This is a genomic window from Methylobacterium brachiatum (genome assembly GCF_020523825.1).
Lineage (GTDB): Bacteria > Pseudomonadota > Alphaproteobacteria > Rhizobiales > Beijerinckiaceae > Methylobacterium > Methylobacterium brachiatum.
In genome coordinates this window covers 82,017-108,574 of the sequence record NZ_JAJALK010000013.1, presented here as the reverse complement: position 1 = coordinate 108,574, position 26,558 = coordinate 82,017, and the positions used below count along the sequence as shown (strand labels likewise).

Here is a 26,558-nt window from a genome sequence, read left to right as displayed (position 1 = left end):
GCGTGCGGATGGCGTCCGCACGCGATTTTTTCTGAGTTAGGACTCAAGTCTATATTGGTGGACAGCCGGCCGTTACAAAAGGATCAGGGCCGCTCGACACACATCGCGACGCCCATGCCGCCGCCGATGCAGAGCGTGGCGAGGCCCTTCTTGGCGTCGCGGCGCTTCATCTCGTGCAGCAGGGTGACGAGCACCCGGGCGCCCGAGGCACCGATTGGGTGGCCGATGGCGATGGCGCCGCCGTTGACGTTCACCTTCGCATCGTCCCAGCCCATATCCTTGTTCACCGCCAGCGCCTGCGCCGCGAAGGCCTCGTTGGCCTCGATCAGGTCGAGGTCGGAGGGCTTCCAGCCGGCCTTCTCGAGGGCCTTGCGGGAGGCCGGGATCGGGCCGGTGCCCATCACCTTCGGGTCGACGCCCGCGGTCGCCCAGGACTTGATCTTGGCGAGGGGCGTGAGCCCGCGCTTCTCGGCCTCGGAGGCCGACATCAGCACGAGAGCGGCGGCGCCGTCGTTCAGGCCGGACGCGTTGGCAGCCGTCACCGTGCCCTCCTTGGAGAAGGCCGGCTTGAGCTTGGCCATCGCCTCAACGGTGGCGCCGTCGCGGATGTACTCGTCGGTGTCGACGACGGTGTCGCCCTTCTTGCCGGGGATCGTCACCGGCACGATCTCGTCCTTGAACCGGCCCTCCTTGCGAGCGGCCTCGGCCTTGTTCTGCGAGCGGGTGGCGAACTGGTCCTGCTGCTCGCGGGTGAGCTGGAAGGCCTGGGCCACGTTCTCGGCGGTCTGGCCCATGTGGTAGCCGTTGAAGGCGTCCCAGAGCCCGTCCTTGATCATCGTGTCGACGAGCTTGATGTCGCCCATCTTCTGGCCGCCGCGCAGGTACTGGGCGTGGGGCGACAGCGACATCGATTCCTGGCCGCCGGCCACGATCACGGTGGCGTCGCCGTTGGCGATCTGCTGCATGCCGATGGCGACGGTGCGCAGGCCCGAGCCGCAGACCTGATTGAGGCCCCAGGCGGTGGCCTTCTCGGGGATGCCGGCCTTGATGGCGGCCTGACGGGCCGGATTCTGGCCGGCGCCGGCGGTGAGCACCTGGCCGAAGATCACCTCGTCCACGTCCTCGGGGGACACGTTGGCGCGCTCCAGGGCGGCCTTGATCGCGGTGGCGCCGAGCTCGTGGGCCGGCACCGCCCCGAAGGCGCCGCCGAACGAGCCGACCGCCGTGCGCGCGGCCCCGACGATGACGATCTCTTCGCTGCCTGCCATGTGAACGTTCTCCTCTTACGAGCCGGCGCGCCTTCCTCGATCCGGGCGCGCTCTGAAGCCTGTCCCGCGATGAAGGGCCTCGGATCGGCGAAGTCAAGGATGACGCTCAAGCCTGAAAACGCCTCGATGACGCGGCTGAGAGACTAAAATGGTCTGTGCGCGGGCCCGCACCCGGCATTATTCTGCGTTGAAGAGGCGCAGTTTGCTGTTTTCTGCGCCCGTGGAAGGCTTTAAGGATCGTGTTGCGGGCGCGAAGACGATCCCCGCCGGGTCGCATCGCGCGAGCCTGAAACGCCCCTAGAGTCCCGAGTCCAGAAAGGCCGTTCCCGATGGCGGATACCGTCAAGGCCACCCAGACCGTCATCAAGAAATACGCCAACCGGCGCCTGTATCACACCGGCACCTCGACCTACGTGACGCTGGAAGACCTCGCCACGATGGTCCAGAACGGCGAGGATTTCGTCGTCTACGATGCGCGGGCGGGCGACGACATCACCCGCTCGGTGCTGACGCAGATCATCTTCGAGCAGGAGAACAAGGCCGGCGCCGAGAACCTGCTGCCGGTGGCGTTCCTGCGCCAGTTGATCCGCTTCTACGGCGACAGCATGCGCACCATGGTGCCGAGCTTCCTGGAATTCTCGATGGCGAACTTCGCCAAGGATCAGGACGGCCTGCGCGAGAAATTCGCCCACAGCTTCGGCCCGGCCGCGTTCCAGAACGCGATCGAGCAGTCGGTGCGGACCAACATGAACTTCTTCGGCGACGCCATGAAGATGTTCACCGGTTTCGCGCCGCCCGCCGGCGGGGCGCAGTCCCCGGCCCCGCAGGCGCCGCCGCAGGGCACGCCGGCCTATTCCGGCGGCGAGCTCGACGACCTCAAGCGGCAGATGCTGGAGATGCAGCAACGCCTCGAGGCGCTCGCCAAGAAGTGACATTGGCTGGCGAAAACCGGTCACGGGGGTGCGACTACGTGTTTCCGATAAGTTGACGAACCGTTAAGGCCAGTCCCACGTTGGCGACACGGGCACGGAAACGTGCGGAGGGTGTCGCCATGGCGCGGATCGAGAGAATCGGCCGGACCGGTGCAGCCTGGAGCGGGCCGGCCCACCCTGCGGCCGCCGCCAGCGGGTCGGTCGCGTCCACGGACGCGATCCCGCCGGTCCGGGCCCTGGTGGTTCTGGATGGAGGCCGGCCGGAGCCGCGCGCGACGATCATCCCGCCGGACCGATTCGGCACAGGTGGGGCGGCCGCGGGCTTCGTCACGCACCTGCTGACCGCCAGCGATCCGACCCTCAGGCCGTCGCGGCTGGAACGCACCCGGGCAGCCGCGGCGCGCTACGCGGAGGCCGCACGCCGGCTGGCGTGATGATTCTTGATCGCCTTGCCGTCATTTCGAGCGCAGCGAAGCAACCCGGCAGACCGCTACGGCCGCAGAGCGTGTGCCGCCCTGCATAGATGCGCTCGCGATCATGGTGCCGGGATGCGCGCGTCACGCACATCGCAAGCGTTCCCCTTGTCCTGAAGTGACCGCCTCAGCGGGCCTCGAGGGGGGCCAGGGATCTTTGTGTCTTCCGGAAGGATCTTCGAGGCGCCCGCTTCGCGCGCGCACCTCAGGATGAGGCCGAGACTGGGACGTCCCGGGCCCCGAATCGATCCCGAAGCTTACGCCTCGGCCGACTTCACCTTCAGCACCTGACGGCCGCGATACATGCCGGTCTTCAGGTCGATGTGGTGGGGACGGCGCAGCTCGCCCGAATCCTTGTCCTCGACATAGGTCGGCGCCTTGAGGGCGTCGGCCGAGCGGCGCATGCCGCGACGGGAGGGGGAAGTCTTTCGCTTCGGAACGGCCATGGCAGGGATCCTTCGTGATGCCGCGGGCAAAGCGGCGCGCGGGCGGCTCCTCGATCAAGGATCGCCTCGCACACCGCGGGATACGGATGAGGGCGCGCTTATAACGCCGGCGCCCGGCCGTGGCTAGAGGCGCAGCACCACAACCGTTAAGCCGGGGTTCAAGTCGCCGGGACCTAGATCCGGGCCACGGCACCGCGCAGCGGGCCGGCCCTTCGGGAGAACCGCCATGGCTTCCTCCAAAAAGACTTTTACCGCCCTCGCCCTGCTCTCGAGCCTGTTGGCGGCGCCCGCCTGGGCGCAGGCACCCCAGACGTCGAGCCCCGCGGCCCCGACCGCCCCCGCCAAGCCGACCGCCCCGAGCGCGCCCGTGGCCGGGTCGCCCAACGCCGCCAAGGGCGCCCTGCTCGACCTCAACAGCGCCAGCGCCGCCGAGCTCGATGCCCTGCCGGGCATCGGCGAGGCTCGCTCCGCCGCGATCATCAAGGGCCGGCCCTATCGCGGCAAGGACGAGCTGGTCTCCAAGAAGATTATCCCGAAGAACGTCTATGACGGGATCAAGGACAAGGTCATCGCCAAGCAGAAGTAGTTTTTCCGCGCGCGCCAACGGGTTGCGGCCGGCCAGCGGATGCGTTGTTCCAGGTTGACCGATGCCAGGCGCGACAGGCCCTCTCCCCCGTGCGGGAGAGGGTTGGGGTAAGGGACCGGCTCTCGCTGCGTCCCGTGCGACGGGGCAACCCGTGCCCCGTCCTGTAAGCACCATCCGCTGACAGCAAGAAGCCCCCTGCCCCGCCTACTCGGCGATCGCGCCCTGGGGCACGGAGAAGCCCGGGGGCGCCTTCTCGGCCGGCTTCGGGGCCGCGCGCTTGGCCGGGGCCTTCTTCTTGGCCTGGGGCTTCGGCGCGGCCTTGACCGCGGGGGGATCCTCGCAGGCGCGGAACGCCAGCTGCGCCAGGGTCGCCCCCTCCTCGGTGACGATGGCGATCGGGTCCGGCAGGGTCGGCAAGGCCGGTTGCCAGTGGATCGGCCCGCCCAGCATCGCCTCGATGGTGGCCGGGGCGGTGCCGCGCCGCAGGGTCGAGAAATCCGGCCCGTAGGCGGTGGCGACCTTGCCGGCGATCACGACCTGCAGGACCTCGTTCACCTCCGGGGTCAGGGGCCGGAGCGGATTGGTGGTGCGCACCTGCCCGGATCGGGTCACCACCATGGCGAACCCCTTGCCGCCCTCGTAGCGCGCCGCCCGGGCCCCGCAGGGCTGCTCCACCGGTGGGGCTGCGGCGGGAGCGGGCTCCGGCGCGGGCTCGGGCGGCGCGGGCGCCGTTTGGGCCGGAGGCTGCGCAGCCGGCGCCGACAGCGCCGCCGGGGCGGCCAGAAGGGCGAGCAGCAAGCCCGCCGCGCCGGGACGCACGGCCCTCATCGGCCCGATTCCGGCGCTTCGGGAGGCGGCGGCGCGATCCGCGCGGTCCGCTCGGGGGCTGGGATTGGTTTCAGGTCGAACGACTCCACATCCAGCAGGCGCGGGTCGAGCACCTCGGCCTCGCGGTCGATCAGGCTCTGCGACGGGCCGACCGTGCCGATCAGAAGGTGCTCGTCCTCGGCGTCGAGCTCGGAGCCCATGCGCAGCGGCGCGCGCCGGCTGCGGGCCGACATGCCGACCACCGCGACCCCGGCCACGACACAGATCAGCACGGCCAGGATGATCAGCAGGCGCTCCATGAGGCGGGAAGCTCTAGCCGCCCGCGGCGGCGCCGTCACCCCGTCATGCGTGGAACATGCCTTGCCTATAACAGTAGAGGCGAGACGACCGGAGCCGGGACGGATCCATGCAGCATGAGCCGAGCCGCGAGCCCGAGGAACTGGAGAGCCATCTCCTCGGCCTGATCGAGAGTGCCCGGGAGCAGGCCCGGGAGGACCCGTTCCGCAATCCGGTCCTGGCCGTGACGCTGGCGATCACCCGCCGGTTCGACCGCAACGAGATCGCGGCGGGGGACCTCGACGGCCTGTTCGTGCGGCTGCGCGCTGCGGCGCTCGCGGCCCGGGCCGAGCGGCTGCGCGCCTATGTCGGGCTCGAATCCGGGCCGGCCGACCCGCAAGCCGCGATCCCCGCGCGCCTGGTCGCCGCCGCCCCCGGCGGCCCGGACGGTCTCGCCGCCTTCGCGGCCTTCATCCACCGCACCGCCTTCGCGGTGGTGTTCACCGCGCACCCGACCTTCGGCATGCCGAAAGCCGTGGCGGGCCTTCTCGCCCAGGCCGCGAGCCTGGCGGACGCCGCCGCCCGCGCCGACCTGATCGCCCGCGCCGCCGCGCTCTCCACCCGGCCGGACGCGCCGATCACCCTGGATGCCGAGTTCGAGCAGGCCTGCGCGGCGGCCAATAACGGCCGCCTCGCCCTCGACGGGTTCAACGGCGCCCTGCTCGACGCCGCCCGCGCCCGCTGGCCCGAGCGCTGGACCGAGCTGACGCCCCGCCCCTTCGCCATCGCCAGCTGGGTCGGCTGCGACACCGACGGGCGCACCGATATCGGCTGGTGGGACACCCTGCGCTACCGGCTGATCTCCAAGCGCATGCAGTTCGACCGGGTGATGCGCGACCTGCCCGACAGCCCCGCCTGCCGGGAGGTCCGGGCGCTCGCCCAAGACGCGCTCGCCGCGGTCAACCGCCAGCTCGCGGTCGCCCCCCGGCTCGGCGACAAGCCGTCGCTGGAATCGGTCCACCGCTTCGCCCTGGCGCTGATCATCGAGCGCGAGCGCGCCCAGACCGATGCCGGCGCCCTGGTGGCCGGGCTCACCGCCGCCCTGGAAGCCGCCGACGAGGCCGACAAGCGGGCGATTGCGGTCCTGCGCTCGGGGGTCGCCACCCACGGCCTGTCGAACGCCCTGCCGCATTTCCGGCTCAACGCCAGCCAGATCCACAACGCCGTGCGCCGGGTGATCGACCTGGAGGGCGAGCCGACCGATTCCGCCCAGCGCCGCTCGCATCTGGCCACCATCCACACGCTCCTGAACGACGTCCGCCCGGTCGCGGTGGATTTCGGCGCGCTCGCCGCCGAGCGGGCCTCCGCCGCCCGGCTGATGATGACCATCGCCCAGATCCTCAAGCACGTGGACGGCACCCACCCGGTGCGCTTCCTCATCGCCGAGACCGAGACCGGCTACACCCTGCTCGCCGCCCTCTGGCTGGCGCGCCATTACGGCATTGCCGACAAGCTCGAGATCACGCCCCTGTTCGAGACCGCGAGCGCCCTGGAACAGGGCATCCGGGTGCTCGACGACGCCCTGCGCAACCCGCATTGGCGCCAGTACCTGAAGCGGATCGGCCGGCTCACCGTGCAATTCGGCTACTCGGATTCCGGCCGCTATGTCGGCCAGCTCGCCGCGACCTTCTGGATCGAGCGGCTGCGCCTGCGCATCACCGAGATGCTGGTCCAGAACGGCCTGGCCGATGTCGAGCTCGCGATCTTCGACACGCACGGGGAGTCGATCGGCCGGGGCGCCCACCCGACCTCGCTGCGCGACCGCCTCGCCTACCTGGCCCCCGAGGATGCCCGCGACCGCGCCCGCAAGGCCGGCCTGAAGGTGCGGCTCGAATCGAGCTTCCAGGGCACCGACGGCTACCTGCTCTACGGCACCGAGGCGCTGGCCCAGGCCAGCGTCGCCCGCATCGCCGAGCACGTCTACGCCCTCGACATCGCCGAGGACGACAGCTTTTCGGACTATGCCCTCAACGACAGCCAGCAGGGCCGCGACGCCAAGGACGACCCGATCTATTCGGAGCCGGATTTCGCCCTGGAATTCTTCACGGCCGCCCGCCAGGACATGGAGGCCCTGGTCGACGATGCCGGCTACGCCGCCCTGCTCGGCACCTTCGGCCCAAGCCTGATCGACCGCACCGGCTCCCGCCCGGTGGCGCGCCAGAGCGACACGGGCGGGCCGGCCCGGATCACCCATCCCCGCCAGATGCGGGCGATCCCCAACAACGCGATCCTGCACCAGCTCGGCTTCCTGGCGAATTCCCTCCACGGGATCGGCCGGGCCGCCCAGCGCGGCCCGGACCTGTTCCGCGACATGCGCCGGGATTCGGTGCGCTTCTCGCGGGCCTTCCGGCTGGTCCAGCACGCCGCCGCGGTGGGCGATCTCGACGTGCTGCGCGCCTATATCGACACTCTCGACCCGGCCGTCTGGCTGGAACGGGCCCGGCGCACCCAGAAGGACTTTCGCCGGGAGGAGCTGGTGGTGATCGCCGGCGCCCTGGAGCGCCTCGACCTCGCCGCCTCGTTACGCGGCCTGTTCGGCCGCCTGACCCGCGACTGGCTGGCGCTCACCACCGCCGCCCCCGACCTGCCCGGCATGTCGGCCCGGCTGACCCTGCTGCACGCCCTGCGGCTGGCGCTGATCCACCGGATCTGGTTCCTGGCAGTCCACATTCCGGGCTTCCGCCCGCAGGCCGGCATCTCCCGGGAGCAGCTGCTGGAGCGTTTCCTGCGCCTCGACATCGACGGCTGCCTGAAACTCCTCGACGAGATTTTCCCGGTCACCCCGGACCCGACGCTCGGCCTCAATTTCGGCGAGCCCGCCGGCCCCCGGGATGTCGGCACCTACGAGGCCGAGCACGCCAACCTGTTCCAGCCGATCCGCCGCCTGTTCGACCAGGTGCGGGAGATCTCGGGGATGATCCAGCATGAGGTCGGGGCGTTCGGGTAGAGTCTGTGAGTGGACGACAGCCTACCGCCCGGGCTCGACCGAGGAGTGTGGGACCGGGCGGTTCATCCATGCAGCGCGGCTGCTTGCAACGTTGGGTCGAGCCCTTACGCCGCAGGTTTCAGACGAGGTTGCTTTGGGTGGATTTCTGCCGGTCCGCTTTTGGACGGCGAATGCATCGAAGCCGACATCAACGCGAGGATTGCTCTCACCCATTGCAGGGGATAGAAACGTCCGCTTCCAAGCGCTTGGCTGCTCTCTCGCGGCGTGCTCCCTTTCATGAATAGCCGATGGCTTTCAGAGGGTTAAACGCAGACGGCATGCCAAATCTCGCACAGAACAAGGCGAACGTGATCGCGTTCTACGAGCTGATGTTCAACGATTGCCGTCCGCGCGAGGCTATCGAGCGTTATGCCGGCGCCACTTACATCCAGCACAACCCACACGTAGCCACAGGCAAGGATGGCTTCGTTGCCTATTTCGAGCGCATGTCGCGTGGGTGGCCGGGCAAGCGCGTAGACGTCAAGCGGGCAATTGCTGAGGGCGATCTGGTTGTATTGCACTCCCTTCAGCACTGGCCGGGTGATCATGACTATGCGGCCATCGATATTTTTCGCCTCGATGAGGACGGCCGGATCGTTGAGCACTGGGATATGCTGCAGATCCTGCCCGATGCCTCGGCCAATCCGAACGGGATGTTCTAGATCTCGGATGCCTCATGTGCGGCAGAAGTCCGCAATTTATTTCCCATCTTGAGCCGAAATTGCCGCAGGCCGGCGAATGGCTGCTTTAGAGAAGCGGCGACGGCGATCCGCGCGTCTGGGCTGGGCCGGGAGCAGTCCTCGACAAACCCACCCGGTAGCGCCCAGCGCGCCCCTCACACCGCCTCCACCCGCAGCACCGTCCCGGCGAGACCGATCACCCGCACGCGCGCACCGGCCGGCAGGTCCGGTCCTTCGATCCGCCACAGGGTGTCGTCGAAGCGGAGGCGGCCGGCGCCCTGGCGGATCGGCTCGGGCAGCACGGCCTCGCGGCCGATCAGGCCGCGGTCGGCGCGGTTGAGGGTGGCGTCGTGGCGTCCGGCGCGGCGGTGCAGGCGGGTGGCGAGACCGACCAGGACGACGGCGAGGGCGGCAAACAGCAGGGTCTGGCCCTGCCAGGGGATCGGGATCAGCGCCGTGGCGAGGCCGGTCGCGACGGCCGCGAGGCCGAACCAGATCAGGAACACGCCCGGCACGACGATCTCGGCGCCGGCCAGAACCAGGCCGGCGATCACCCAGCTCCAGGCCGGCCCGAGGGCCGCGAGGATCGCCAGCGGATCGGCCATGGGTCAGGCCCGCGGGGCGACATCGGGCGGCGAGCCCGTGCGCCGGGGCGGGGTCGCCTCGCCGAAGACCGCGCGTGTGAGCTCGCCGATGCCGCCCAAAGTGCCGGCGAGCGCCGCCGCCTCGATCGGCACCACCACGACGCGCTGGTTCGGCGCGGTGGCGAGCGCCCGCACCGCGTCGACGTATTTCTCCGCCACCAAAAAATTCGCCGCCGCGATGTCGCCCGCGACGATCGCGCGGCTGACCATCCCGGTCGCCGCCGCCTCGGCCTCGGCGGAGCGCTCGCGGGCCTCGGCGTCGCGGAACGCGGCCTCGCGGCGCCCTTCCGCCTCCAGGATCGCCGATTGCTTGCGCCCCTCTGCCCGCAGGATCTCGGCGGCGCGCTGGCCCTCCGCCTCAAGGATCGAGGCGCGCTTCTCGCGCTCGGCCTTCATCTGCCGGGCCATGGCGCCGGCGAGGTCGGCCGGGGGCACGATGTCCTTGATCTCGATGCGGTTGATCTTCACGCCCCAGGGCGCGGCCGCCGCGTCGAGCACCCGCAGGAGCCGCTCGTTGATCTCGTCCCGGTGGGCGAGGAGCTGGTCGAGATCCATCGAGCCGACCACGGTGCGGATGTTGGTCATGGTCAGGGTGGTCATGGCGAGGTCGAGGTTCGAGACCTCGTAGGAGGCCCGGGCCGCGTCGAGCACCTGGTAGAACACCACCGCGTCGATGGTGACGCCGGCATTGTCGCGCGTGAAGGCCTGCTGGCTCGGGACGTCGACCACCTGCTCCATCACGTTCACCCGCCGGCCGATGCGCTCGACGAACGGGATGATCAGGCCGAGGCCTGATTCGAGGGTGCGGGCGTAGCGGCCGAACCGCTCGACGGTGAAGACGTGGCCCTGCGGGATCATCTTCACCCCGGCCGCCAGCGTGATCACCGCCAGCGCCGCGGCGCCGATCGCGAACGTGCTCAGACCGATCGTGACATCCATGAGGCCCCCTCCCCGGCCGCATGGAGTCCCGCGGGCGGCTCAGATGCCAGCGTACCAGCTGAATCCGAGGCCCGCGACCATGCTGCCGCGGCCGTGGCCGATGCCGTCGACGCGATCCACAGCCTCGATGCTGGTGAGGTATTTCAAGGACTTATAGCCGAGCTGGCGCTCAACCCGCAGGCGAACCGGCGCGCCGTGGGCGACCGGCAGGTCGTCGCCGTTCATGCCGTAGGCCAGGATCGTCTGCGGGTGCAGGGCGTCGAACAGGTCGTAGCTGTCCCACCAGCCGTCGACGGTTCGGATCACCACGTAGCGCGCCTCCGGGCGCATCCCGGCGGCGGCGAGCACCCGGGAGAGCGGGACGCCTGTCCACTGGCCGATCGCCGACCAGCCCTGCTCGCAGGAATGGAGCGTGATCTGCGTGCGCGCCGGCATCGCCTTCAGCTCGGCCAGCGAGAACGACCCCGGCCGCGCGACGAGGCCGGTGACCGGCAGGCGCCAGTCGGAGAAGCCGAGCGCCTTCGAGCGGCGATAGGCCGGATCGTCCGGGTCGGTGGTGTTGATCGTCGGGAACACCGCCGAGATCGCTTCGGGGCCGAATTCCCGGGCGAGCGGCTGGCGCGCCAGCAGCAGGCGCTGCCCGGCGAAGGTCAGCCAGTCGCTCAACCCGTAGGGGTTGGGGCGCAGTTGCGGCGCGCCGGGCTCGCAGCCGCCGACGAGGCCGGCCGCGCCGAACCCGGCGGTCCCGAGGATCAGGCGGCGTCGGGTCAGCGCGCTCATGCGGTCTCCTCGCCCTTGCCGCCCGATCCCACGATCATGCCGCGCATGAGCGCCAAAGGCCGGTTGGCCAGCACCTGCCAGATGTGGATGGCGAGGAACGCGACCATCGCGAAGGCCGCCAGGAAATGGATCGTCCGGGCCGATTGCCGGCCGCCGAACAGGGTGAACAGCTCCGGCCAGGCAGCGGTGATCCCGGGCGACATGGTTAGGCCGGTGAGCAGCATCAGCGGCGCCAGCACCAAGAGGACGACCAGATAGGCGATCTTCTGCAGCGCGTTGTAGCGGCCGGTGGGCGGCGCCCCGCCGCGCAGGCGCAGATGCGCCCTTATCTCGCCGGCCAGCGCCCGCGGCCGGATCTCGGCCGGCTCCGGCAGGAGACGGCGGCGCAGGTGCCCGCGCAGCAGCGCGAGAGCGAGGTAGACGGCACCGTTCAGGACGAAAATCCAGGCGGCCAGGAAATGAAGGTTGCGGGCCCAGCCGGTCTGCTCGAGATCGACCGGAAGCGGCAGGGTGATCCAGGCCGGCGCGTCGTTGGCCCCGGTCTCGCCCCAGAACAGTTTCGGCAGGGCCAGCAGGATCCCGGTGCCGCTGACCATCAGCGCCAGGGTCGCGGCCGCGCCGGTCCAATGGGTCAGGCGTACCCAGGCCGGATGGCGCACCCGGCTGAATGGTCGACCTGTCGTCTCGATCATCATCGGTTCAGACCGCGGCCCGTATGGAGGTGGGAACGCGCTGCGTCCCTCGTCGCTCCCGGCCTCGATGACGCAACGCTTGATGAAGAAAAGATGGGCATGATACCCGCCACGCTCGCTGCGGACGAAAGTCCTCTCGCCCCGCTGCGGCCGGCAAAGATCCCCACACAACCGGATGCGGTGCGCGCGTGAAGATCGCTGTCCTGGCACATCTCAAGTACCCGATCGGCCAGCCCTATGCCGGCGGTCTGGAGATGCACACGCATCTCCTCACCGTCGCGCTGAAGCGGCACGGGCACGACGTGACCCTGTTCGCCAGCCGGGGCTCGGACCCGGCGCTCGATCCGGTGATGCTCTGCGACCCGACCGGCGACGCGCTGGCCGATCCCGAGCGCGAGGAGGCGATCGACAAGGCCGAGCACGACGCCTATCGGCGGATGATGGAGATGGTCGCGGCCGGCGGCTTCGACCTGGTGCACAACAATGCGCTGCACGCCCTGCCCCTGCAGCAGAGCGCCCGGCTCGGCCTGCCCTGGGTGACGGTGCTGCACACGCCGCCCTTCGACGCCCTGGTCTCCGGCGTGGAGGTGGCCGATCCCGACATGGCCTTCCTGGCGGTGTCGCCCTCGCTCGCCCAGGAATGGGCGACGCTCGTGCCCGGCGCCCAGGTCGTCGATAACGGCGTCGACCTCTCGACCTTCGCGTATTCCGATACGCCCGACGATCCGCCCTTCGCGTTCTGGTCCGGCCGGATCGTGCCCGAGAAGGGGCTGCACCTCGCCATCGACGCCGCCCGCGCGGCCGGGCTGCCGCTGCATTTCGCCGGGCCGAAGCTCAATCCGGGCTACTGGGCGGCAGAGATCGCGCCGCGGCTCGGGCCCGACCTGATCCATCTCGGTCATCTCTCGCACCGGGAGCTGGCGGAGCATATCGGCCGCGCCCGGGTGGCGATCGTCTCGCCGCGCTGGGAGGAGCCCTTCGGCCTGGTCGTCGCCGAGGCGCTGGCCTGCGGCACGCCGGTGGCGGCCTTCCGCCGGGGCGCCCTGCCCGACATCCTCGACGCGCAATGCGGCCGCCTGGCGCTGCCGGACGATTCGCAGGACCTGTCCGTGGCGATCCGCGAGGCCGCCGGCCTGTCGCGCCGCGCCTGCCGCGACCGGGCGGAGGCGCTCTACGACGCCGCCGCCATGACCGAGCGCTACCTGGAGACCTACGACGCCGTGATGGCGCGCTGCGCCGAGCGGGCGCGGCCGACCCTGCGGGTGGCGGGGGGACGGGCGTAAAGGACATCAGCGGACGCGGCCCTTCGCCGGTGGGTCCAGGATGGTCGCACCCCGCTTTGCCGGGGCCGCGACGCGCCCCCTCTCCCGAGCGGGAGAGGGGACCGCGCATCAGCTTGCGAACGTGTATGCGCGCCAAAACCCATAACGCTCGTTCCCTGGCGATAACGGGACAGACGCTGCGGCTCGTGTGTTCGCGACGATGAGGTTGAGAAGAACCGCTATGACCCTCGCAACCGCCGCCCCGCTCGCCCGGCCCTGCGTGGTCTGCATCCCCGCGCGGAACGAAGAGGAGCGGCTGCCGATCCTGCTCGCCTCGCTGGCCCAGCAGGAGGGATTCTCGGCTGAGGCACCGCTGCGGGTCGTGATTCTCGCCAACAACTGCACCGACGGCACGGTCCCGGCCATCTGCGCCCTGGAGGACGCGGGCGCGCTCGCGAGCCTAACGCTGCGGGTGATCGAGGCGGCGCTGGAGGGCACCGAGGCCCATGTCGGCACCGCCCGCCGCATGGCGCTCGATGCCGGCGCCGCCTGGCTCGAGGCCGAGGGCGCCCCGGACGGAATCCTGCTCACCACCGACGCCGATGCCCGCCTGCCGGCCGACTGGGTCGCGGCGAACCTGCGGGCGCTGCGGGCGGCCGACGTCGTCGGCGGCCGCCTGGTGATCGACGCGGATGGCGCCGCCGATCCGCGCCTCGCCGAGCTGCATGCACGGATCGAGCGCTACTGGGCCGGCGTGCGCCGCCTGGAGGACATCCTCGACCCGCCGCCCCACGATCCGGCCCCGCGCCACGGCGACCATACCGGCGCGAGCCTCGCTGTGCCGGTGGCGCTCTACCGCGCCGTCGGCGGCCTGCCGCCCCTGCCCTGCGGCGAGGACAACGCCCTCGTGAGCCTGCTTCGCGAGAGCGGCGCCCGCCTGCGCCACTGCCCGGACGTGCGCGTCATGGTCTCGGCCCGCCACCAGGGCCGGGTCTCGGGCGGCATGGCCACCGAGATGGCGCGCCGCGCCCGGGTGCTCGACGGCGAGCCCTACCTGCTGCCCGAAGCGGCGCATTGGCAGGGCCTGATCCTGCGCCGGGCCGCCCTGCGGCGGGCGTTCCACCTCGTCGGATCGGCCCGGGCCGAGGCCTGCGCGCGGCTCGGCCTCGGCCCCGACGCATGCGCCGCGCTCGAAACCTGCCCCAACGACATCGCCTTCGTGGAGCGGGCCGACCGCATCCTCGAATCGCGCAGCCCGCCGGCGCGGGAATGCCCCCTCGACCGGGCGCTCGCCGACCTCGACGCCCTCGCTCTGTCCCTGCGGGAGGCCGCGTGACCCGCGGGATCGGCTGGTACGTCCACCACCAGGGCGCGGGCCATCTGCAGCGCGCCCGCGCGGTCGCCGCCGCCCTGCCCCGGCCCTGTACCCTGATCGGCACCCTGGCGGCGTTCGACACGAATGGCCTCGACGCGCTCGACCTGCCCGACGACCGCCCGCTCGGCGGATCGGACTTCGACGGACGGGACGGCGAGGCGGAACGGCCGGAGGCGCTGCACTACGCGCCCCTGAACCATCCGGGCGTGCGCACCCGGATGGCGCGCATCGCCGAATGGGTCGAGCGGACCGACCCGGCGCTGATCGTTGTCGACGTCTCGGTAGAGGTCGCGCTGCTGGCCCGGCTCCTGTCGGTCCCGACCCTGGTGGTGCGCCTCGCCGGCACGCGGACCGACCAGCCGCATTGCGAAGCCTTCCGCAGCGCCACGCGCCTGCTCGCGCCCTTCCCCGAAGCCCTCGACGGCGCCGGCGTGCCGGACTGGGTCCGTGCCAAGACGCATTATGCCGGCTTCCTCGGCGCACCGGCGCAGATCGGCGCGGAGGTGGGGGACGCTATCGTCGTGGTGTTCGGCCGCGGCGGCGCGGGGGGTGATCTCGCCGACCTCGCCGCCGCAGCCCGCGCCGTGCCCGACCGGCCCTGGCACGTGCTGGGCCCCGTCTCGGGCACCGGCGAAGTCCCGAAAAACCTGCACCTGCACGGCTGGGTCGACGACGTCGAGGTCCGGATCGCCCGGGCGGCCCTGCTGGTCGGCGGGGGCGGCGACGGCCTCGTGGCGCTCGCCGCCGGTCAGGGCAAGCGCTTCCTGTGCCTGCCGGAGGAGCGAGCCTATGGCGAGCAGACCGAGAAGGCCGAAGCCCTGCAAAGGCTCGGCGCCGCGATCGTCCATCCGGGCTGGCCGGCCGCCGAATTGTGGCCCGGGCTGGTCGCCGCCGGCCTGGCCCTCGACCCATCGGTGATCGCCGGCCTGCACCGGCCGAGCGCGATCCCGGATTGCGCGGCCATGATCGAGGCGCTGGTTCGGCAGCTCGGACGCGCGTGAGGCGCGGCCGTTTCCAAGATCATCGCTCCGCCGACCAACCCGCTCCGTCATTGCGAGCGCAGCGAAGCAATCCAGAGTGGCGCGCGATCTCCTGAAGTGACGGATCCCTGGATTGCTTCGCTGCGCTCGGAATGACCGTGATGGTCGCCCGAAGGCCTTCACAATCCTCGGGCGCCGCGCTCGCGCCCCGATCCCGGGCAACTCGCATCGGCCTTGACCCTCCACTGGGTGGAAGCCGTAATCGAGTCGCCATGGGAGCGAAGACGTACACGATCGGCGATCTGGCGCGCCTCTCCGGGCAACCGGTGCGGCGGATCCGGTTCTATTCGGACAAGGGACTGCTGCCGCCAACCCTGCGATCCGCAGCGAACTACCGGGTCTACACCGACGAGGATGTCGCCAAGCTCGACCTCATCCACGCGCTGCGCGAGGCCGGGGTCGGGCTCGACATGATCCGGCGGTTACTGGCGCGTCGCCTTTCGCTGCACGAGGTGCTGCGGACCCGCCTGGAGATCCTCGAAGCCGAGATCGCGGCCAAGCACCGGGTGGCCACGATCCTTCGTGCCACGCTTCGCATCCCAAACCCTGCCGATGGTGATCTGAGGAGGATTTGGACCATGAGCATTTTGAGCAATCAGCAGATGAAGGATCTGGCAGAGCAGTTCGTCGACGCTATCGCGGCGGGGACGGCGCTCGAGGGGCCTTGGCGGCGGCAGATTCTCGCCATGAGCGTGCCGGAACTGCCGGAGGACCCTACGCCGGACCAGATCGCCGCGTGGGACGAACTCTCGCGGCTGCTGGCGGATCCGACCTTCATCCGCGAGGTGCAGGAGGGGACCAAGGCATTCTGGACCGACGCGTTGGATCCGGGCAAATACCAAGTGGCCTCGCGCCTGGCCTATGAGAAAGCGGCCGACGCAACCGCGAGGGATCTGTCGCCGCGGAGTCCCGAGGCCCAGGCCATCGCGCGCACCTGGCTCGCGGACTCGGCCCATGCTCTCGGACGAACGCCCGACTCCGCATTCCGGGATTGGCATGTCGCGCAATATGAGCGGAATGCCGGGCGCCTCGGTCGATACCGCGAACTTCTGGGCGTGCTGGGTAAGGACTTCCCTATCGCCTTCGACCGTATGGTTTGGCGCTGGCTGAACGATGCTCTTACTGCCCTTCAGCTTCTGCAATGATTGTCGCCGAGCGAGCATGAAAAAGGCGCCCGTCCTGCCGGACGAGCGCCGATCTGCTGGGGCCAGCGACCGGCTGACTTAGGAAATCAGGTCCAGCTTGGCCGCCTTGAGCCCGTTGGCGCGGATCGTATCCGGCAGGGCCGAGAAGTCGCGGTATCCGGCCTCGCGCGCCATGGCGTCGAGCGCCGTCTGCTCGTCGTCGGCCGCACCGGTCCAGATGACGGCGCCGCTCTTCGTCTGCTTGATCTGAAAGATGCTCATGGACCGCTCTCCGGTGGTACGAAGACCATCGTTCTAATAACGGCGTCTTGCGCGGTCGGTTGCAGGACAATGGACGTATACCCCGACTCTTTTGAATGACCTGCGACCTGCGGCCCACGGTCCGGCGACGGAACCGCGCCGAAGCGCTATGCTGGCTCCGTCGCCTCGGCCCGCGCCATGAAAACGCCGATCTGCCCAGCGACGGAGAGACAAGACCAATACAGGGCCGCCAGAGAGGCTTCCGTTTTGCCGACTTTTTCCGGGCGCGCGTCCCGCCTCTGCCTCCTATGCGGGTTTGCGATCCTCGCCGCTTCTCCCACGCGCGCCGTGGAGACGGCTGCGGTTCCTGATGCCGCCGCGATCGCGCCGGCCGTCACCGTGGTCCCGGCCGAGCGCCGCGAGATCGTGGAACGGGCCGTGGTCACCGGCACGCTGGTCCCGCGGGACGAGATCCTGGTCGCCCCCGAAGTCGAGGGCCTGCGCATCACCGAATTGCTGGTTGAGGAGGGGGACCGGGTCACCAAGGGTCAGGTGCTCGCGCGCCTGTCGCAGGAGATGATCGTCACCCAGGAGGCCTCGAACGTCGCCGCGGTCGCCCGGGCCGAGGCGGCCATCGTCCAGGCTAAGAGCCAGATCGTCCAGGCCGAGGCGGCCAATATTGAGGCCAAGCAGTCGCTGGAGCGCGCCCAGTCGCTCGCCAAGACCGGCAACGCCACCGCGGCCGTGCTGGAGCAGCGCGTCTCGGCGGCCCAGGGCGCCGAGGGCCGCCTGGCCGCGGCACGGGGCGGCCTGCAATCGGCCCAGGCCGATCTCGCCACCGCGCGGGCGGCCGGATCCGAGATCGCCCTGCGGCGCGCCCGCACCGATATCCGCGCCCCGGAGGCCGGCATCGTCAACCGCCGCACCGCCCGGGTCGGCGCCTCCGTCACGGCGGCGGGGGAGCCGCTGTTCCGGCTGATCGCCCGCGGCGAGATCGAGCTGGAGGGCGAGGTACCCGAGACCTCGCTGGCGCGCATCACGGTCGGCGACCCGGCGAGCCTCGATCTCGACGACGGCCGCCAGCTGCGCGGCAAGGTGCGCCGGGTCTACCCGGAGGTCGACCGGGCGACCCGGCTCGGCAAGATCCGCATCCGCCTCACCGACGATCCGGTCCTGCGCATCGGCGCCTTCGCCCGCGGCACCGTCGAGGTGGCGCGCCGCGAGGGCATCGCGGTCCCGGTCTCCAGCCTGCTCTACGCCGCGGACGGCCGGGCCAGCGTCCTGGTCGCCAAGGACGGGCGCGTCGAGGCACGCACCGTGACCACGGGCCTGTCATCCGAGGGATTCACGGAGATCCGCTCGGGCGTCGCCGCCGGCGAGACCGTCGTGGCCCGGGCCGGCAGCTTCCTGCGTGACGGCGACCGGGTGCGGGCCGTTCCCCGCCCGAGTGCCGGCACACCCATGAGCGCTCCCGCGAGCCCGCCCATGGCCGACGCGGCCCCGCGGTAGGACAGAGCCATGCGCCTCAACGTCTCCGCCTGGGCGATCCGGAAGCCGCTGCCTTCGGTGGTGCTGTTCCTGGTCCTGATGATCCTTGGCCTGGTCAGCTTCCGGGCCCTGCCGATCACTCGCTTCCCGAACATCGACATCCCGATCGTCTCGGTGACGATCACCCAGTCGGGCGCGGCGCCGGCCGAGTTGCAGACGCAGGTCACCAAGTGGGTCGAGGATTCGATCGCCGGGGTGAAGGGCGTCAAGCACATCCTCTCGACCATCACCGAGGGCATCTCGACCACGACGATCGAATTCCGCCTGGAGGTGAACCAGGATCGGGCGACCAACGACGTCAAGGACGCCATCGCCAAGATCCGCCAGAACCTGCCGCGCACCATCGACGAGCCGATCGTCTCCCGGGTCGAGATCGCCGGCCTGCCGATCATGATCTACGGCGCCTCCGCGCCCGCCATGACCCCCGAGGATCTGTCGTGGTTCGTGGACGACGTGGTCGCCCGCGGCCTGCAGAGCGTGAAGGGCGTTGGCGGCGTCGAGCGCCTGGGCGGCGTCGCCCGGGAGATCCGGGTCACGCTCAAGCCCGACCGGCTGCTGGCCCTCGGCATCACCGCGGCGGACGTGAACCGGCAGCTGCGCCTGACCTCCGCCGACATGGCGGGCGGGCGCGGCGAGGTCGGCGGGCAGGAGCAGTCGATCCGCGCGCTCGCCGCCTCGGCGAGCCTCGAGACGCTCGCCAAGACCTCGATCGTGGTGCCGGGCAACCGCAAGGTCCGGCTCGACGAGTTGGCGACCCTGTCGGACACGGCCGAGGAGCCGCGCACCTTCGCGCGCTTCAATGGCGAGCCGGTGGTGGCCTTCGCGGTCTCCCGGGCGAGCGGCGCCAGCGACGCCGACGTCTCGGTCGGGGTCGCCAAGAAGATTGCGGCGCTCCACGCGGCCAATCCGGACGTGCGCTTCGACCTGATCGACACGAGCGTCGTCAACACGATCGGCAATTACCACTCGGCCATGATGGGCCTGATCGAGGGCGCGGCGCTCGCGGTCGTCGTGGTGCTGCTGTTCCTGCGCGACTGGCGCGCGACCCTGATCGCCGCCGTGGCGCTGCCGCTCTCGGTGCTGCCGACCTTCTGGGTGATGAGCGCGCTCGGCTTCTCGCTCAACGCCGTGAGCCTGCTGGCGATCACCCTGGTCACCGGCATCCTGGTGGACGACGCGATCGTCGAGATCGAGAACATCGTCCGGCACATGCGGATGGGGAAATCGCCCTACCGCGCCTCGCTGGAGGCCGCCGACGAGATCGGGCTCGCGGTCATAGCCATCACGGCGACGATCATCGCGATCTTCTCGCCGGTCTCGTTCATGGGCGGCATCGCCGGCCAGTATTTCAAGCAGTTCGGCCTGACCATCGCGGCCGCGGTGTTCATGTCGCTGCTGGTGGCGCGGCTGATCACGCCTCTGCTCGCCGCCTATTTCCTGCGCGACCACGGCCCCGACCACACCAAGGACGGGCTCGTGATGCGCGGCTACACCCGGCTGGTGGCCTGGTCGGTCAGGCACAAGTTCATCACGCTGATCCTCGGCATCGCGTGCTTTGCCGCCTCGATCGCCTCCACGGGCCTGCTGCCCGCGGGCTTCCTGCCGGCGGAGGACCAGGCGCGCACGCTGTTCGTGCTGGAACTGCCCCCGGGGGCCCGGCTCCCGGATACGGTGAAGCTCAGCGACACGATCGAGCACAAGATCCGGGCGCTGCCCGAAGTGAAGAGCGTCTTCGTCGATGGCGGGCGGCAATTGCCCGGCAAGAAGGAGGTGCGGCTCGCGACGCTGACCATCAACCTCACGCCGAAGAACGCCCGCACGCGCACCCAGAAGCAGGTCGATGCCGAGGTCGCCGCGATCCTGCGCGAGGAGCCGGATATCCGCTTCTGGGCCCTGCGCGAGAGCGGCCAGCGCGACATGGCGCTGATCATTGCCGGCCCCGACAAGGCCGTGGTGGCCGATGTCGCGGCCAAGCTGCAGCGCGAGGCGGCCCAGATCCCGCACCTCGTCAACGTCATGTCGACGGCGCCGCTGGACCGGACCGAGATCCGCATCCGCCCGAAAGCCGGCGTGGCGGCCGATCTCGGCGTCTCCACCGACACGATCGCCGAGACCGTCCGGGTCGGGACGATCGGCGACATCGGCATGAACCTCGCCAAGTTCAACGCCACCGACCGGCAGGTGCCGATCCGGGTGCAGCTGCCCGAGAGCCTGCGCGGCCGCCTGTCCGAGCTCGAGACCCTGAAGGTGCCGGTGAAGGGCGGGGCTGCGGTGCCGCTGGCGACGGTGGCCGATATCAGCCTTGGCCAGGGCCCCACCGGCATCGACCGCTACGACCGCGCCGTGCGCGTCGCCATCGAGGGCGACATGCAGGGCACCGACGCGCTGGCCGAGCTGATCAGCCAGGTGATGAACCTGCCCACCGCCAAGAACCTGCCGCCCGGGGTCACGATCAGCCAGACCGGCGATGCCGAGGTGATGGGCGAGGTGTTCGAAGGCTTCGCCCTGGCCATGGGCGCCGGCCTGATGATGGTGTTCGGCGTGCTGATCCTGCTGTTCGGCAACTTCCTCCAGCCGCTCACCATCCTGTTCTCGCTGCCGCTCTCCATCGGCGGCGCGATCCTTGCGCTCCTGATCTGCCACATGCCGATCTCGATGCCGGTGGTGATCGGCATTCTGATGCTGATGGGCGTGGTCACCAAGAACGCGATCATGCTGGTCGACTTCGCGGTCGAGCAGATCCATGCCGGCGTCGACCGCACCACCGCCATCGTCGATGCCGGCCGTAAGCGGGCGCGGCCGATCGTGATGACCACCATCGCGATGGCCGCCGGCATGGTGCCCTCCGCCATGGCGTTCGGCATCGGCGGCGAGTTCCGCGCCCCGATGGCGGTGGCGGTGATCGGCGGCCTGATCGTCTCCACCGTGCTGTCGCTGGTCTTCGTGCCGGCGATCTTCGTGCTGATGGACGATCTCTCGCGCCTGCTCGGGCGGCTGTTCGGCCGGTTCGTGGGCGAGCGCGACGACCCGCTGGACGAGCCGGGCTACGGCGAGGCGGCGCATCCGGCCAACGATGGCCGCGCGCTGCCGCCGCGGATCGCGGCGGAATAGCATCGGGCGGGCGACGCGGCATTGCGCGCCGGGCCCGGATGGGCTGTGAGTCGCGCCCGAGGAATCAACGGGGAATCGGGAAACGATGTCGGGTGGTCACGGGGCGATCGAGGGTTCGAACAAGCGCGTGGCGCTGCTGATCTCGATCCTGGCTTTGTTCCTCGCCTTCAGCGAGACCCTGGGCAAGGCGGCCCAGACGGATTCCATCGGCTCCAACGTCGAGGCCGCCAACCAGTGGGCCTATTTCCAGGCGCGCACGATCCGCTCGACCGTGCTGAAGACCGCCGACGAGGCGCTGGCCCTGGTGCCGCCCGGCCCGAACCAGGACGCGATCGCGGCCAAGCGCGCCGAATGGGCCAAGACCCTGGCGCGCTGGGAATCCGAGCCCGCCACCGGCGAGGGCCGCAAGGAGCTCACCGCCAAGGCCCGGGCCTCCGAGGAGCGGCGCGACCTGTCGCTGCTGCGCTACCACCATTACGAGCTGGCCTCGGCGGCCTTCCAGATCGGCATCGTGCTGGCCTCGGCCGAGGTGATCACCGGAATCGCCATCCTGGTCTTCGCCGGCGGGTTCCTGGGGCTGGCCGGCGCGGCGCTCCTCGGCTTCGGCTACCTGGCGCCGCACGCGCTGCCGTTCTTCCACTAAAGCACCGTCCCGTACGGGGGTGACCGGCCCCCGGTTTGATGCTCTGACTCCGTGACGGACGCGCGTTCGGCCCGAGGCCCGCCCGCCGTCACGGCTTCACCGGGGGGATGCAGCGCGATGGCCGAACAGGACGACGAGCAGGGGCGCCTGACGCGGCTCGCCAGCGGGATCTTCCTGCACACCGAGCACGCGATCTACGCGGCGTTGGGCCTGCTCCTGGCGGTCACCGCGCTCACCGCGCTGATCGACGCCGCCGGGCTGACCTGGGAGGCCCTGCGGGCGCTCGGGGGCGCCGAGAAGATCCTGGAGGTGATCGACCGGCTTCTGTTCCTGCTGATGCTGATCGAGATCCTGCACACGGTGCGGGTCTCGATGCGGTCCGGCAAGCTGACCTGCGAGCCGTTCCTGATCGTCGGCCTGATCGCCTCGATCCGGCGGGTCCTGGTGATCACCCTGCAATCCTCGGAGATCACCCACGCCAAGGATTGGTCCCCGGAGAAGCAGGCCCTGTTCAACGCGTCGATGATCGAGCTCGGCGTGCTGGCCGGCCTTATCATCACGATGGTGCTGGCGATCTTTTTGCTCCACCGCGCCCGGGACGACGGCAAGCCGGCGGGCGACGAGACGACCAGCACCGGGCGCTGACGGCGACGCGAGGACTCGACAGCGAATCGACTGCAAACGCGCGACCCGCGTGATATCGTTGATTCCATGAGCCTCGTCTCTCTCGACACGCTGGCGATCGCACGGAAGCTTCAGGCGGCCGGTTTTTCGGACGCCCAGGCTGAAGCTATGACCGGTGTCTTGCGTGATGCTCGGGAAGCCGACCTGTCGACGCTGGTGACGAAGGTCGATCTCAGTTCCGAGATTGCGCTTGTTAGGTCCGATTTGAAGGCTGAGATCGGTTTGTTGAGATCCGACCTCAGAACTGAGATTGCCGACACGAAGTACGAAATTTTGAAGTGGGTGCTTTCGGCGATCGGCTTCCAGACCATTGTGGTCGTCGGTGCCATCGTGGCGTTGACAAAAGGCCTCCACTGAGCCGTCCCGCCCCCCTCGCTCAATTCAACCGCAGGATCGCCGCGTTGAGCAGCGTCGCGAAGGCGACCCATCCGGCGTAGGGCACGAGCAGCCAGGCCGCGAGCCGGTCGAACCGCCAGGACAGGCGGATCGTCCACAGCACCATGACCAGCAGCATCGCCACCACGATCAGCCCGGTGCCGATCGCGTGGGCCGTGAAGAACACCGGGGTCCAGGCGGCGTTGAGGGCGATCTGGACCAGGAAGGCGATGAGCGCCAGCCACCAGCCCTCGCGGCTCGGCCCGGTGCGCGGCATGGCGCCGAGCAGCCGCCAGAGCGAGATGGCGATCATCGTGTAGAGGATGGTCCAGGCCACCGGGAAGACCCAGTTCGGCGGGTTGAAAGACGGCTTGGTCAGGCCCGCATACCAGCCCGGGATCTCGGCCTGGGTCGCGGCCGAGCCGATCGCCGCGGTGACCGCCACCGGCACGATCGCGGCGGCGAGCCGCAGCCAGCGCGGCAGAGCCGGGCCCTCGGGGACGTGAAGCGCGGCAGGCATGTCGGTTCGTTCTCCGCTCAAGCATCGGCTTGAAAGATGGGGGCCGGCTTTCGGCAAAGAGGAGGCCGGGTCAAGGCACAGGTTGCAGGCGCGCATGCGCCGTGGCACGCGCCTGCCTCCATCCGCCGGAATCGCCAGATGTCAGAGCCTAACGCGCCGCAACGGGATACGGATACCGGCACGCCAGCGGGCTTCTCGCGCCGCAGCCTCGCCGCGCAGGCGATGGGGCGGATCGAGCCCGAGACCCGCGCGGTGGTGATGCCGCTGCACCTCTCCACCACCTTCATCCGCGATCCCGACAACGGCTATTCCTCGGGCTACTGCTACGCCCGGCCGGACAACGCCACGGTGCGCGAGGCCGAATCCGTCCTGGCGATGCTGGAGGGCGCCGAGGCCGGCGCCCTGCTGTTCGGCTCCGGCATGGCGGCGGCCACCGCCGTGTTCGGCGCGCTGGAGCCGGGCGACCACGTCGTCGCCGGCACCGTCATGTACTGGGCGCTCAAGCGCTGGCTGCGCGAGGAGGCGCCCCGGCGCGGCCTGACCCTGACCTTCGTGGAAACCGACGATACCGAGGCCCTGCGCGCGGCGATCGAGCCCGGGCGGACCAAGCTCGTCTGGATCGAGACCCCCGGCAACCCGCTCTGGACCGTGACCGACATCGCGGCCGCCGCCGAGATCGCCCATGCCGCCGGAGCCCGGCTGGCGGTGGATTCCACCGCGGCCTCGCCGGTCCATACCCGCCCGCTCGAGCTCGGCGCCGACATCGTGATGCATTCCGGCACCAAGATCCTGAACGGCCATTCCGACGTGGTGGCGGGCGTGCTCGCGGGCGCCAAGGCGGACGCGTTCTGGGAGCGGATCCGCGGCATCCGCGCCGGCAGCGGCGGCATCCTGGGGCCGTTCGAGGCCTATCTGCTGATGCGCTCGCTCCGGACCCTGCACCTGCGCGCGGCCGCGCAATCGGCCGGCGCCCTGCGGCTCGCCGAGCGTCTGAGCCTGCACCCGCATGTGAGCCACGTCCTCTATCCCGGATTGCCGGACGATCCCGGCCACGCGGTGGCGCGCCGGCAGATGCAGGACGGCTTCGGCTTCATGCTGTCGATCCGGGTGGCGGGCGGCGAGGCCGGGGCGATCGCCACCGCGGCGCGGGTGCGGCTGTGGAAGCGCGCGACCTCGCTCGGCGGGGTCGAGAGCCTGATCGAGCACCGGGCCTCGGTCGAGGGCCCGGGCAGCCCCTGCCCACCGGACCTGCTGCGCCTCTCCACCGGCATCGAGGATACCGGCGACCTCTACGACGACCTCGACCAGGCCCTGCGCGGCGCGCACGGCGATTGATCGGCGCCGGCGTGGTGCCGAAGGCCGTCCTGGCGCGTTGTGCCGGCAACACCGCCGGCGCACGCGCCCCAGACTGCGAGTCTCACCACCATGAAGGCCCACCGGACCGCCCATTTCCGCGCGCACCTCGCCGGCACGCTCGCGCTCCTGGCCCTCGGGTCCGGATCCGCTTGGGCCGACACGGTGCCGAACCTCGACGTGGAGACGACCTGCAAGTCGGCCCAGGTCGCCAACACGTCGATCAGCGACAAGGCCAATTACGACGGCTGCCTCCGCTCCGAGCGGGAAGCCAAGCGCGAGGCCGAGAGCCACTGGGGCAGCTACACCAACGCGGCCAAGCGCCAGTGCGAGAGCCAGTTCAAAGCGGGCGGCTATCCGTCCTATGTCGAGATGGTGACCTGCCTGGAACTGGCCTCCGGCACCGTGCCGACCCAGTCCGGCCAGGGCGGCACGGCGGTCGGCGGTCCGGGCTCTCCGAAGGACGTCAAGGCGCAGCGGGAGGGCGGTGCCAACCTCACCAAGGAGCCGCCGGCCAGCCAGCGCACGAACCCAATGGAAGTTCTGGAGAACAAGTAGCCCAGAAACCCGCCCCCGGATTCGACCCGGGGGCGCAAAAGCCGGCATCGGCATGCTATGCGCGGGCCTCCACGCCCAGAGCCCCGCCGGATCCGTGAACGCCCTCGCCATCATCGCCCCGATCTTCGGGATCGTCCTGATCGGCTGGGGCGCGGCGCTCACCGGGCTCCTGTCCGACAAGGTCAGCGACGGCCTCTCGGAATACGTTTTCGCGGTCGCGGTGCCGGCCCTGATCATCGCCACGCTGACCCGGCCGGGCATGACCGGCGAGGTCGCCTGGAGCTACTGGATCTCGTATTTCGGCGGCGCCGGCCTGTCCTGGTTCGTCGGCACCCTGATCGCCCGGCGGCGCGCCGGGATCGAGCGGCGCGGCGCGATCCTGCACGGCTTCGCGGCGAGCCAGTCGAACACCGTGTTCGTCGGCGTGCCGATGATCCTGCAGGCCTATGGCGAGGACGGCGCCTTCCCGCTGTTCATGCTGCTGGCCGTCCACCTGCCGCTGATGATGGGCTGCGCCACCTTCCTGATCGAGTCCGATTCCGGCCTGCCGGTCCTCGCCCGGATCCGCGGCCTCGCCCTGGTCCTGCTCAAGAACCCGATCTTCGTGGCGCTGATCATCGGCATGGCGATGAAGAGCCTCGGCGTCACCCCGAGCGGCATCCCCAAATCGCTGATCGACGCCTTCGCCGGCACCGCCTCGACCTGCGCGCTGGTGGCGCTGGGCGCCGGGCTCAAACGCTACCGGGTGCTGTTCGATCTCAAGGGCGCCCTGGTGATCGCGGCCCTGAAGAACCTGCTGCACCCGCTGGCCGTGTGGCTGCTCGCGTTCCACGTCTTCAGGATGCCCACCGCCTATGCGGGCGTCGCCACCCTGTTCGCCGCCATGCCGGTGGGGATCAACGCCTACCTGCTGGCGGCCCGCTACCGGACCGAGACCGGGATGGTCGCGGCCTCCGTGCTGGTCTCGACCCTGCTGGCGCCGCTGACGACGCTCCTCTGGCTGACGATCCTCGGCCGGGCGTGACGCCGCGGCCCCGGCGTCACTGGGCGCGTTGGACGGCGGGGCGCATGGGTCTAGGGTAGCGCCAAGCGCGGGGCCGAAGCCCCCATATCC

The 26,558-nt window shown here is 70.3% G+C and carries 27 protein-coding genes; 17 read left to right on the top strand and 10 right to left on the bottom strand.

The annotated features are described in order from the left end of the window. Positions 1-83: 83 nt before the first annotated feature. Positions 84-1,268 carry an acetyl-CoA C-acetyltransferase gene (locus LGR69_RS24045; protein WP_007567120.1) on the bottom strand — a complete coding sequence of 395 codons (1,185 nt, stop codon included), beginning with the start codon at positions 1,266-1,268 and terminating at the stop codon, positions 84-86. 329 nt (positions 1,269-1,597) lie between these two features. Here LGR69_RS24045 and phaR point away from each other — a divergent pair, with 329 nt between their 5' ends. Next, positions 1,598-2,200 (top strand): polyhydroxyalkanoate synthesis repressor PhaR, encoded by a 603-nt coding sequence (gene phaR, locus LGR69_RS24040; RefSeq protein ID WP_007567118.1) that lies wholly within the window; start codon positions 1,598-1,600, stop codon positions 2,198-2,200. 119 nt (positions 2,201-2,319) lie between these two features. Next, positions 2,320-2,634 carry a hypothetical protein gene (locus tag LGR69_RS24035; RefSeq protein WP_007567115.1) on the top strand — a complete coding sequence of 105 codons (315 nt, stop codon included), beginning with the start codon at positions 2,320-2,322 and terminating at the stop codon, positions 2,632-2,634. Between the two features lie 296 nt (positions 2,635-2,930). Here LGR69_RS24035 and rpmF read toward each other — a convergent pair whose 3' ends face one another. After that, positions 2,931-3,119: a 50S ribosomal protein L32 gene (gene rpmF / locus LGR69_RS24030; RefSeq protein ID WP_003601373.1), complete on the bottom strand. Its 189-nt coding sequence runs from the start codon at positions 3,117-3,119 to the stop codon at positions 2,931-2,933. Between the two features lie 226 nt (positions 3,120-3,345). Between rpmF and LGR69_RS24025 the strand changes: the two genes are divergently transcribed. After that, positions 3,346-3,705 (top strand): ComEA family DNA-binding protein, encoded by a 360-nt coding sequence (locus LGR69_RS24025; RefSeq protein ID WP_230367579.1) that lies wholly within the window; start codon positions 3,346-3,348, stop codon positions 3,703-3,705. 204 nt (positions 3,706-3,909) lie between these two features. Here the strand turns inward: LGR69_RS24025 and LGR69_RS24020 are convergent, their stop codons facing one another. Further along, a complete protein-coding gene (locus LGR69_RS24020; RefSeq protein WP_007567078.1) occupies positions 3,910-4,533 on the bottom strand; it encodes a hypothetical protein in 624 nt (207 codons plus the stop codon). Next, a complete protein-coding gene (locus LGR69_RS24015; protein WP_007567076.1) occupies positions 4,530-4,832 on the bottom strand; it encodes a hypothetical protein in 303 nt (100 codons plus the stop codon). The genes LGR69_RS24020 and LGR69_RS24015 overlap by 4 nt, the downstream gene beginning before the upstream one ends. A 107-nt stretch (positions 4,833-4,939) precedes the next feature. Here LGR69_RS24015 and LGR69_RS24010 point away from each other — a divergent pair, with 107 nt between their 5' ends. Next, entirely contained in the window at positions 4,940-7,816 is a 2,877-nt protein-coding gene (locus tag LGR69_RS24010; RefSeq protein WP_230367578.1) for a phosphoenolpyruvate carboxylase, read from the top strand. 317 nt (positions 7,817-8,133) lie between these two features. Beyond that, the gene (locus LGR69_RS24005; protein WP_230367577.1) at positions 8,134-8,517 is read left to right on the top strand and encodes a nuclear transport factor 2 family protein; all 384 of its coding nucleotides are present in this window, start codon (positions 8,134-8,136) and stop codon (positions 8,515-8,517) included. Positions 8,518-8,690: 173 nt separating this feature from the next. Here the strand turns inward: LGR69_RS24005 and LGR69_RS24000 are convergent, their stop codons facing one another. The 4 genes from LGR69_RS24000 to LGR69_RS23985 are packed head-to-tail and all read right to left on the bottom strand — an operon-like array spanning position 8,691 to position 11,590. Next, positions 8,691-9,140, bottom strand: coding sequence for an NfeD family protein (locus LGR69_RS24000; RefSeq protein WP_230367576.1), 450 nt, complete (start codon positions 9,138-9,140; stop codon positions 8,691-8,693). Between the two features lie 3 nt (positions 9,141-9,143). Continuing rightward, a complete protein-coding gene (locus LGR69_RS23995; RefSeq protein ID WP_230367575.1) occupies positions 9,144-10,118 on the bottom strand; it encodes an SPFH domain-containing protein in 975 nt (324 codons plus the stop codon). Positions 10,119-10,157: 39 nt separating this feature from the next. After that, positions 10,158-10,898, bottom strand: coding sequence for a molybdopterin-dependent oxidoreductase (locus LGR69_RS23990; protein ID WP_230367574.1), 741 nt, complete (start codon positions 10,896-10,898; stop codon positions 10,158-10,160). Then, positions 10,895-11,590, bottom strand: coding sequence for a cytochrome b/b6 domain-containing protein (locus tag LGR69_RS23985; RefSeq protein ID WP_230367573.1), 696 nt, complete (start codon positions 11,588-11,590; stop codon positions 10,895-10,897). The genes LGR69_RS23990 and LGR69_RS23985 overlap by 4 nt, the downstream gene beginning before the upstream one ends. 188 nt (positions 11,591-11,778) lie before the next feature. Here LGR69_RS23985 and LGR69_RS23980 point away from each other — a divergent pair, with 188 nt between their 5' ends. The 4 genes from LGR69_RS23980 (at position 11,779) to LGR69_RS23965 (ending at position 16,412) form a co-directional block, all read left to right on the top strand. Next, entirely contained in the window at positions 11,779-12,873 is a 1,095-nt protein-coding gene (locus tag LGR69_RS23980) for a glycosyltransferase family 4 protein (protein WP_007567063.1), read from the top strand. Positions 12,874-13,093: 220 nt separating this feature from the next. Next, the gene (locus tag LGR69_RS23975; protein WP_230367572.1) at positions 13,094-14,188 is read left to right on the top strand and encodes a glycosyltransferase family 2 protein; all 1,095 of its coding nucleotides are present in this window, start codon (positions 13,094-13,096) and stop codon (positions 14,186-14,188) included. Beyond that, positions 14,185-15,228 carry a glycosyltransferase gene (locus LGR69_RS23970; RefSeq protein WP_230367571.1) on the top strand — a complete coding sequence of 348 codons (1,044 nt, stop codon included), beginning with the start codon at positions 14,185-14,187 and terminating at the stop codon, positions 15,226-15,228. The genes LGR69_RS23975 and LGR69_RS23970 overlap by 4 nt, the downstream gene beginning before the upstream one ends. Before the next feature lie 251 nt (positions 15,229-15,479). Further along, a complete protein-coding gene (locus tag LGR69_RS23965; RefSeq protein WP_230367570.1) occupies positions 15,480-16,412 on the top strand; it encodes a MerR family transcriptional regulator in 933 nt (310 codons plus the stop codon). 78 nt (positions 16,413-16,490) lie between these two features. Here LGR69_RS23965 and LGR69_RS23960 read toward each other — a convergent pair whose 3' ends face one another. Continuing rightward, complete coding sequence (locus LGR69_RS23960) at positions 16,491-16,673, bottom strand: hypothetical protein (protein ID WP_007567057.1); 183 nt, start codon at positions 16,671-16,673, stop codon at positions 16,491-16,493. Positions 16,674-16,850: 177 nt separating this feature from the next. Here LGR69_RS23960 and LGR69_RS23955 point away from each other — a divergent pair, with 177 nt between their 5' ends. From LGR69_RS23955 to LGR69_RS23935, 5 genes are all read left to right on the top strand, one after another. Next, positions 16,851-18,161 carry an efflux RND transporter periplasmic adaptor subunit gene (locus LGR69_RS23955; protein WP_230367569.1) on the top strand — a complete coding sequence of 437 codons (1,311 nt, stop codon included), beginning with the start codon at positions 16,851-16,853 and terminating at the stop codon, positions 18,159-18,161. A gap of 9 nt (positions 18,162-18,170) precedes the next feature. Further along, a complete protein-coding gene (locus LGR69_RS23950) occupies positions 18,171-21,311 on the top strand; it encodes an efflux RND transporter permease subunit (RefSeq protein ID WP_122162242.1) in 3,141 nt (1,046 codons plus the stop codon). Between the two features lie 85 nt (positions 21,312-21,396). Further along, entirely contained in the window at positions 21,397-21,954 is a 558-nt protein-coding gene (locus LGR69_RS23945) for a DUF4337 domain-containing protein (RefSeq protein ID WP_007567051.1), read from the top strand. A 117-nt stretch (positions 21,955-22,071) separates the two neighbouring features. After that, on the top strand, positions 22,072-22,599 hold the full coding sequence (locus LGR69_RS23940; protein WP_007567050.1) for a phosphate-starvation-inducible PsiE family protein: 528 nt from the start codon (positions 22,072-22,074) through the stop codon (positions 22,597-22,599). Positions 22,600-22,665: 66 nt separating this feature from the next. Further along, on the top strand, positions 22,666-22,995 hold the full coding sequence (locus LGR69_RS23935; protein WP_230367568.1) for a CCDC90 family protein: 330 nt from the start codon (positions 22,666-22,668) through the stop codon (positions 22,993-22,995). Positions 22,996-23,014: 19 nt separating this feature from the next. Here LGR69_RS23935 and LGR69_RS23930 read toward each other — a convergent pair whose 3' ends face one another. After that, positions 23,015-23,533, bottom strand: a complete 519-nt coding sequence (locus tag LGR69_RS23930; protein WP_230367567.1) for a TspO/MBR family protein — start codon at positions 23,531-23,533, stop codon at positions 23,015-23,017. 138 nt (positions 23,534-23,671) lie between these two features. Between LGR69_RS23930 and LGR69_RS23925 the strand changes: the two genes are divergently transcribed. The 3 genes from LGR69_RS23925 (at position 23,672) to LGR69_RS23915 (ending at position 26,468) form a co-directional block, all read left to right on the top strand. Beyond that, positions 23,672-24,868 (top strand): trans-sulfuration enzyme family protein, encoded by a 1,197-nt coding sequence (locus LGR69_RS23925; protein ID WP_230367566.1) that lies wholly within the window; start codon positions 23,672-23,674, stop codon positions 24,866-24,868. Between the two features lie 90 nt (positions 24,869-24,958). Beyond that, the gene (locus LGR69_RS23920; RefSeq protein WP_007567046.1) at positions 24,959-25,444 is read left to right on the top strand and encodes a hypothetical protein; all 486 of its coding nucleotides are present in this window, start codon (positions 24,959-24,961) and stop codon (positions 25,442-25,444) included. Positions 25,445-25,538: 94 nt separating this feature from the next. Beyond that, positions 25,539-26,468 carry an AEC family transporter gene (locus tag LGR69_RS23915; RefSeq protein WP_007567045.1) on the top strand — a complete coding sequence of 310 codons (930 nt, stop codon included), beginning with the start codon at positions 25,539-25,541 and terminating at the stop codon, positions 26,466-26,468. The last annotated feature ends 90 nt before the right edge of the window (positions 26,469-26,558 follow it).

Excerpts from the sequence above, each read along its gene's own strand:
- LGR69_RS24045 (WP_007567120.1), bottom strand. The coding sequence starts at position 1,268 with ATGGCAGGCAGCGAAGAGATCGTCATCGTCGGGGCCGCGCGCACGGCG.
- phaR (WP_007567118.1), top strand. The coding sequence starts at position 1,598 with ATGGCGGATACCGTCAAGGCCACCCAGACCGTCATCAAGAAATACGCC.
- LGR69_RS24035 (WP_007567115.1), top strand. The coding sequence starts at position 2,320 with ATGGCGCGGATCGAGAGAATCGGCCGGACCGGTGCAGCCTGGAGCGGG.
- rpmF (WP_003601373.1), bottom strand. The coding sequence starts at position 3,119 with ATGGCCGTTCCGAAGCGAAAGACTTCCCCCTCCCGTCGCGGCATGCGC.
- LGR69_RS24025 (WP_230367579.1), top strand. The coding sequence starts at position 3,346 with ATGGCTTCCTCCAAAAAGACTTTTACCGCCCTCGCCCTGCTCTCGAGC.
- LGR69_RS24020 (WP_007567078.1), bottom strand. The coding sequence starts at position 4,533 with ATGAGGGCCGTGCGTCCCGGCGCGGCGGGCTTGCTGCTCGCCCTTCTG.
- LGR69_RS24015 (WP_007567076.1), bottom strand. The coding sequence starts at position 4,832 with ATGGAGCGCCTGCTGATCATCCTGGCCGTGCTGATCTGTGTCGTGGCC.
- LGR69_RS24010 (WP_230367578.1), top strand. The coding sequence starts at position 4,940 with ATGCAGCATGAGCCGAGCCGCGAGCCCGAGGAACTGGAGAGCCATCTC.
- LGR69_RS24005 (WP_230367577.1), top strand. The coding sequence starts at position 8,134 with ATGCCAAATCTCGCACAGAACAAGGCGAACGTGATCGCGTTCTACGAG.
- LGR69_RS24000 (WP_230367576.1), bottom strand. The coding sequence starts at position 9,140 with ATGGCCGATCCGCTGGCGATCCTCGCGGCCCTCGGGCCGGCCTGGAGC.
- LGR69_RS23995 (WP_230367575.1), bottom strand. The coding sequence starts at position 10,118 with ATGGATGTCACGATCGGTCTGAGCACGTTCGCGATCGGCGCCGCGGCG.
- LGR69_RS23990 (WP_230367574.1), bottom strand. The coding sequence starts at position 10,898 with ATGAGCGCGCTGACCCGACGCCGCCTGATCCTCGGGACCGCCGGGTTC.
- LGR69_RS23985 (WP_230367573.1), bottom strand. The coding sequence starts at position 11,590 with ATGATCGAGACGACAGGTCGACCATTCAGCCGGGTGCGCCATCCGGCC.
- LGR69_RS23975 (WP_230367572.1), top strand. The coding sequence starts at position 13,094 with ATGACCCTCGCAACCGCCGCCCCGCTCGCCCGGCCCTGCGTGGTCTGC.
- LGR69_RS23965 (WP_230367570.1), top strand. The coding sequence starts at position 15,480 with ATGGGAGCGAAGACGTACACGATCGGCGATCTGGCGCGCCTCTCCGGG.
- LGR69_RS23960 (WP_007567057.1), bottom strand. The coding sequence starts at position 16,673 with ATGAGCATCTTTCAGATCAAGCAGACGAAGAGCGGCGCCGTCATCTGG.
- LGR69_RS23955 (WP_230367569.1), top strand. The coding sequence starts at position 16,851 with ATGAAAACGCCGATCTGCCCAGCGACGGAGAGACAAGACCAATACAGG.
- LGR69_RS23950 (WP_122162242.1), top strand. The coding sequence starts at position 18,171 with ATGCGCCTCAACGTCTCCGCCTGGGCGATCCGGAAGCCGCTGCCTTCG.
- LGR69_RS23945 (WP_007567051.1), top strand. The coding sequence starts at position 21,397 with ATGTCGGGTGGTCACGGGGCGATCGAGGGTTCGAACAAGCGCGTGGCG.
- LGR69_RS23940 (WP_007567050.1), top strand. The coding sequence starts at position 22,072 with ATGGCCGAACAGGACGACGAGCAGGGGCGCCTGACGCGGCTCGCCAGC.
- LGR69_RS23935 (WP_230367568.1), top strand. The coding sequence starts at position 22,666 with ATGAGCCTCGTCTCTCTCGACACGCTGGCGATCGCACGGAAGCTTCAG.
- LGR69_RS23930 (WP_230367567.1), bottom strand. The coding sequence starts at position 23,533 with ATGCCTGCCGCGCTTCACGTCCCCGAGGGCCCGGCTCTGCCGCGCTGG.
- LGR69_RS23925 (WP_230367566.1), top strand. The coding sequence starts at position 23,672 with ATGTCAGAGCCTAACGCGCCGCAACGGGATACGGATACCGGCACGCCA.
- LGR69_RS23920 (WP_007567046.1), top strand. The coding sequence starts at position 24,959 with ATGAAGGCCCACCGGACCGCCCATTTCCGCGCGCACCTCGCCGGCACG.